The 6,226-nt window shown below is 35.0% G+C and carries 7 protein-coding genes; 4 read left to right on the forward strand and 3 right to left on the reverse strand.

Annotation, left to right across the window (positions count from 1 at the left end):
• The first annotated feature begins 504 nt into the window (after window positions 1–504).
• Together repM and FW754_RS16180 are read left to right on the forward strand one after the other, a co-directional pair.
• On the forward strand, window positions 505–1,488 hold the full coding sequence (gene repM / locus FW754_RS16175; RefSeq protein ID WP_446325227.1) for a replication initiation protein RepM: 984 nt from the start codon (window positions 505–507) through the stop codon (window positions 1,486–1,488).
• Complete coding sequence (locus FW754_RS16180; RefSeq protein WP_446325228.1) at window positions 1,485–1,781, forward strand: hypothetical protein; 297 nt, start codon at window positions 1,485–1,487, stop codon at window positions 1,779–1,781. Before repM ends, FW754_RS16180 begins: the two co-directional genes overlap by 4 nt.
• On the opposite strand, the gene FW754_RS16185 is transcribed toward FW754_RS16180, so the two are convergent.
• Window positions 1,778–2,059 (reverse strand): mobilization protein, encoded by a 282-nt coding sequence (locus tag FW754_RS16185; RefSeq protein ID WP_446325229.1) that lies wholly within the window; start codon window positions 2,057–2,059, stop codon window positions 1,778–1,780. The two genes, FW754_RS16180 and FW754_RS16185, sit on opposite strands and share 4 nt — an antisense overlap.
• 186 nt (window positions 2,060–2,245) lie before the next feature.
• Here FW754_RS16185 and mobQ point away from each other — a divergent pair, with 186 nt between their 5' ends.
• Together mobQ and FW754_RS16195 are read left to right on the forward strand one after the other, a co-directional pair.
• Window positions 2,246–3,217: a MobQ family relaxase gene (mobQ, locus tag FW754_RS16190; protein ID WP_446325230.1), complete on the forward strand. Its 972-nt coding sequence runs from the start codon at window positions 2,246–2,248 to the stop codon at window positions 3,215–3,217.
• A complete protein-coding gene (locus tag FW754_RS16195; protein WP_446325231.1) occupies window positions 3,214–3,684 on the forward strand; it encodes a hypothetical protein in 471 nt (156 codons plus the stop codon). Before mobQ ends, FW754_RS16195 begins: the two co-directional genes overlap by 4 nt.
• Before the next feature lie 146 nt (window positions 3,685–3,830).
• Here the strand turns inward: FW754_RS16195 and FW754_RS16200 are convergent, their stop codons facing one another.
• Together FW754_RS16200 and FW754_RS16205 are read right to left on the reverse strand one after the other, a co-directional pair.
• Complete coding sequence (locus tag FW754_RS16200) at window positions 3,831–4,763, reverse strand: Bpu10I family restriction endonuclease (protein ID WP_446325232.1); 933 nt, start codon at window positions 4,761–4,763, stop codon at window positions 3,831–3,833.
• On the reverse strand, window positions 4,756–5,931 hold the full coding sequence (locus tag FW754_RS16205) for a DNA cytosine methyltransferase (protein ID WP_446325233.1): 1,176 nt from the start codon (window positions 5,929–5,931) through the stop codon (window positions 4,756–4,758). Before FW754_RS16205 ends, FW754_RS16200 begins: the two co-directional genes overlap by 8 nt.
• Window positions 5,932–6,226: the final 295 nt, after the last annotated feature.

Below are 6,226 nucleotides of genomic sequence, written 5' to 3' on the forward strand. Positions count from 1 at the left end.
CGAGTGTCTACGAGCGATTGAGTATCATAAAAATTTCGTCCTTGCCTTTTCGCTGATTACAAACTCCCCTTAATGTCATAACGAAAAATACAGAGCATCCCGAAGGGTGCGAACTTTGAAGCTTTTGCTTTTAAAAAAATATGAGCGAAGCGAATTCATAGCTTTTTTTGTTTTTAGATTTCACAAATATAATTAATCAAAAACTGCCCCTACGAAGTGAGGAACGAACTTCAATAGAGTACGAGCTTTAGCAAGTACCTAGGGCAGTTTTAAGTACTCCCCTCTTTTTAATAATTTTCTAATTTTATAATTTTAGAGCTCTTATTTTAATTAAATATCAATAACTTGAAACCCTATATCTATACGTTTATGCAGTCTTATCTATACGTTTATGCAGTCTTATCTATACGTTTATGCAGTCTTATCTATACGTTTATGCAGTATTGCTATACATATTTAATCAATGTAATATAATTACAACTAAAAACAATGTATGTATAAAAAATGGCAAATGATTTAGTCGTTAAAAATAATGCTTTGATTGATGCAAGTTATACATTAAGTCTTATAGAGCAACGCTTAATAGGGTTGGCTTTGGTTAAAGCCAATAATCAGCACCAAGAAATAACAAGTGATACTGTGCTGACAATACATGCAGGGGAGTATGCAGAACAATTTAAGGTAGATAGCTCAGTTGCTTATCGAGCATTAAAGGAAGCATCAGAGCGCTTATTCTTACGCTATTTTTCTTATACGCTATATGGCTTAGAGTTTGGTAAGGAATACACGCTTAAACCACCAAAAAAACTAAGAGATTGTGATATACCCACAACAATGAAATCGAGATGGGTACAAAAAATTGGTTATACCGAATCAGAAGGCTTATTACATTTTCAACTTACCAGTGATGTTGTTTTATTAGTTGCCAATTCAAAAGAATATTTTACAAGTTACTACCTTTCTCAGACTACAGAATTTACTAGTACCTACGCCACTCGGTTGTTTGAGTTATTAATGAAGTGGAAAAATGTAGGACATATTCCACTTATTCCAATAGAGCAGTTACGAGGACAGTTAGGTGTAGAACCCAAGCAATATAAAATAATTTCTAACTTTAAGTTACGAGTCCTAGATGTTGCAGTGGAACAAGTGAATCAACATTCAGACTATACGATTAAATACGAACAACATAAGCAAGGGCGGACAATTACTGGATTTTCATTCACATTTAAGCCTAAAGTAGATAAAACCTCAAAAAAAATAATATCCAAGCAAAATCGCAATAGCCCCGATTTTTTCATAAAATTGAGCGACCCACAACGCCACTTATTTGCAAATAAAATGTCAGAAATGCCTGAAATGGGTTCATATTCGCAAGGGACAGAAAGCTACCAACAATTTGCAGTTCGTATCGCTGACATGCTTTTAGAGCCTGAAAAATTCAGAGAGCTTTATCCAATATTAGAAAAATCAGGATTTCAGCCATGATTAAATTAAATAACCTATCAACCGATCTAAAACATGTGACCGTTGAATACCTCGACATCGTAAATTATGAAATTGCGAGGGAAAATATATGCGGTTATATCTTCCTATTATCCCGAATATCCAAAGATGCCGAACCCACCAAAAAAATGCAGATGGAAAGCAAAATACAGGACTTAATTTACTATCGGGATCATTTGCAGATCGAGGACAAGGACAATATTCAAAAAGTTTTAAATACGATCATTCCTGAATATCAAGCCGAACAAAACAACCAAAAAGCTAAGAAAAATTAAGCTTCAATATCGGGTAAATCAAAAAGCTGTCTATCTCTATTTTCTGTTAAATATTCGTTGAGTTCAGCGAGTATTTTTTCTTTGTTGGCCTCGTTCTGCATTTTCTTAATTAAATAAGAACCGAGCAAAATTTTACGTCTAGTATCGTCCTTTCTTTCTTGTTCCTTCTGCTTGGTTTTTTCTCTTGCTTCAATAGCTTGTTTTTGAGCTTTTAACTGTTTCAACTTCTCTAACTGAGCTTCAATTTTCTTTTCAATATTTTCGGCAGATTTTGTCATAACGGTTAATTTCTGGATGTAGAAAACAACTCAAGCATAAAACCCTATGAATTGAAATTCAAGCGGGCAATATGCTATCGTGTTTTTCATGAAATGCGCACTTACGACTTGGATTTCATCCAAGTCAAAGTTTGCGTAAGGGGAATCCCCTTAACCCCAAAAGCAAAAGCACCCCAAGGCGACTGCATGGCAATTTATCATTGTTCCACTAAAACGGTTAACCGAAGTTCGGGACGAACTGCAGTTGCATCGTCTGCATATCGTGCAGGGGAAAAATTAGAAGATGAACGCACAGGACTGACCCATGACTTTACGAGAAAAGACGGTGTCGCCCATTCTGAAATTATCTCTAATTTAGATATTCAGGTTGACCGTGGTGAACTCTGGAACTTGGCAGAAAAAACCGAAAATCGTAAAGATGCCCGAACCGCTAGAGAATGGGTCATTGCCCTACCTGATGAATTAGACGTTGATCAACGTAAGGACTTGGCAAAAGAATTTGCCACGGCCTTAGTTGACCGCTATGGCGTGATCGCAGACTTAGCCATCCATGAACCGAGTAAAGGCGGTAATGATAAAAACCACCACGCCCATATCATGCTCACCACCCGAAAAGCGGAGTTAAACCCTGACAACAAACTTATTCTGACCACTAAGGCAGATATTGAACTCAGTAACACCAAAAGAAAAAGCCTTGATATGGGTACAACCCAAGAAGAAATTAAAGCTATCCGGACAAAATGGGCAGACCTTGCCAATTACGCATTAGAAAAAGCCGGACACAGTGAAAAAATAGACCACCGCAGCTATGCCGATCAGAACAACGGACTACAAGCCACTATTCACGAAGGCACCAAAGTCACCCAATTACGCAGACAAGGCATAGACACTGAAATCAGCCGTTTTAATGACAATGTGAAACAGCAGAATACCCAACAACTTGACCAACAGAAACAGCAGAAAGAGAGCGTTTTACAGCGTGGTTTAAACCGTGTTGATCAAGGTTTTGAGCAATGGCAGAAGAACCAAGAAAGCAAACGCCTAGAACTAGAACGCCAAGCGGAAATGAAGCGACAGCAAGAATTAGATAAACAACGAGCCGAGCAAGCCAACCGTAAGGCATCACAAAACTTAGATCAGGGCGGAATGTACCGATGAGCAATCAAAATGACTTAGACGACCAACTCTATATTTTATTGGCATCTATGAAAGAGTATCGAGAAGCCATAGCAGACGATAACAAGCGATTAGAGGCATTTTACAACCAAGTCGCTAGTGGAGTGCTCGATAAGGCTGAAAAATCGTTACAAGAGACAAATAAGCAGGCTCTAGGTGCATTAAAAAACAGAATTCAAGAATTAGACAAGGCAACCAATCGACTGAATTGGCAATTTATTGCTCTTTATTCCAGTGCGTTTGTAGCTTTGGTGATGATTGTATTTTTGGCGATATTTATATTCATACCAAGTCTAGACGAAATCCAACAACGCAGATCAGAAGTAAATAACCTCAAACAATACAGCCTAGATATATCTAAATGTGATGGACAGACATGCGTCAAAGTCATGACTAAAAAATGCGGATACGGTAAAAGTAAGGATTATTGTGTGATTGACCCTAAATAATTTCGGACGGTACTTTGCTCAGTTTTTATGATTACCAAGCCAACAGTAACTGACGCAAAGTTGCCCGACTTTGAAAAATGGCTCTAGCCATTTTTCAAAGCATCGAGCCAAATTTCGGGGTGCAATTCATATTGAGAGCTATAAAATTATAATAAATAACCTCTTTCTAGTCCTGAAAGTACCGAACTATCCCAATCCTCAGTTAAAAAGTTTTTTACATCGTTGAATAGAAGTTCAATAACATCTTCATAAATAGGATTTTTATCATAGTCATCTGCATATCTAAACTCTCTATCTGTATTTTTTTGTTTTCTAAGGATATAAATCTGATCAATTTTGTATTTTTTTAAATTAATAGATTCAGTAAGTTTTAACCATTCAGCAACAACAATATATCTTGCATTTGGGTTTTTAGCTTTTATCTGTTCAGCTGCAGTAGAGACATCTTGTAGCATTGTTTTATCTAGATAAGTTTTACATTCAATCGCTATAGCTGGCAGGTCCCAAATCTCTGTATTGTCTTGATCTTCGCCTCTACATTTAAAAGAACTTTGCACATTAATGCCAATTGCAAAATCATGGTCTTTTTTCTCAATGATTGCAGTTGGATTTTTTAACATTTCAGAGAAAGATTTAGCTCTAAAGAAAATATCCTTAAAAGAATGTGTTTTCCCTATATGGGCATTTTCCGAAATACTTGTTACTAGATCTTTAAATAAATAGTACATGAATTCTTCTAAAACACTTGAATGCAAATTTGATCTTGAATCAAATTTTTCAGCATATTTTTGAAGATCAATGAAATCCTTATAGGTATTTAGTAATTCAACTCTCTGCTTTAAAATTTCAGAATCGTCTTCTGTCAAATCTTTAGTTGGGCCTTTTAAATCTAGATTATCTTTTTTCCATTGATCGTATTGAGAACGAATTTCTGCTAAATATATTTTACTATCAGCATCATTATATTTTTTCTTGTGCTGTTCTTTTTGAGACAAGTTATTACCATGAATGAATACTAGTTCATTAGGTAAACCAGCCTCCACAGGTTCGATATCTACTATTACTGTTGAATCATTCATGATTACTACTTTCCAATTGTGATAATAAATTTTTGGCAACATTAAATGCTAATAATGGTGGGACAGCATTACCTATTTGGTTATATTGGCATAAATACTTTTCATCAAATCTACCTTCACGTTGTAATAGCTTGTGGCTAACTACCGTTGGTTTTCCTAAAAATATGTAATCATCAGGAAATGATTGAATTCGAGCACCTTCACGAGCCGTAAAATTACGATCTAGATATGGATGAACAAAGTTTGCATAGAAGCTTGCTGCAATTGTGTGGCAAGGCTTATTTGGATGCATTCGTCTATTATTTTGATCATAAACTGTGGTCGAAATTTCGCTACTATTTCTTTTTATTGGCTTAAGATGATCAGGAACATCACTTGTTGATTGCCCCCATTCCATAGATTGGAATCTTTCGACTAATCTTTTTGAATGCTTCATAGCTTTATGATTATGAAGTTTAGTACTGTTTTTACGTAATGTTTTTTGATAATCAGTTTGTGGCTCTACAGTATATTCACTTATTTCAGCTCCCTCTCTAGCTAAAATAGCAGGCAAGTCAGAAATAGCATCCCAAAGAGTTAGACATGGTTGAAGACCTAAAGTTAGATCAGTACTGTGTGTAGCCTCGGGAAAAGGCTTCTGTAATTCATTTTTAGAAGCAATAACAAAAAGCCGTTTTCTTATTTGAGGAACACCATAATTTTGCGCCTCAAGAATTGTTTTATATACAAAATAACCAAGTTCACGTAGTTCATTTTCTATAATTTCAATAACAGGGGTTTTATCTGCAGTTTTTGCATTAAGTAGATTAGGAACATTCTCCATGATTACTATGCGAGGTTGTAGTACCTTAGCGACTCTTAAAAACTCTTGAAATAAAGAGTTTCTAGGATCTTTAGGGTCCCCATTTTTCTTATTAGCGATGGAAAATCCTTGGCATGGAGGACCGCCTAGTAATATATCGATATTCTGAAAGTTAGTTTTAAGATATGAGTCATTTAAATCTTCTAATTTAGATTTAATTACTAAAGTATTTGGATGATTAGATTTGAATGTATCAGTAGCCCATTCATCTTGTTCAATTGCGCCAATGATAGTTGCTCCTGCCATCTCAAAACCTAAGCTAAACCCACCAGCTCCAGCAAAAGTATCTAAAATTTTATACGTCATAACTAAGATTACATTGGCAAAAAAGAATAGATATTCTAAACCAATTAGATTGTAATCTTTGGCAGATTATTGACCAATTAAGAATATAGAATTTCTAGAACCAAGATAATACGACTTTTACATAATAATTATAATTATATCTATTAAATCAATATTTTAAGTTTTTTAAAAGCCATAGTTTATAAATTAGAGCTAATTTTCTATTTTTTCACGTTCCACATCTAATATTTGACCATTGTTTTATGACTTTAATTAGCTTTTCTAAACAATTAAACTCTAAAAGAAAAGAACCGAG

This window comes from Acinetobacter sp. 1207_04 (genome assembly GCF_052850415.1).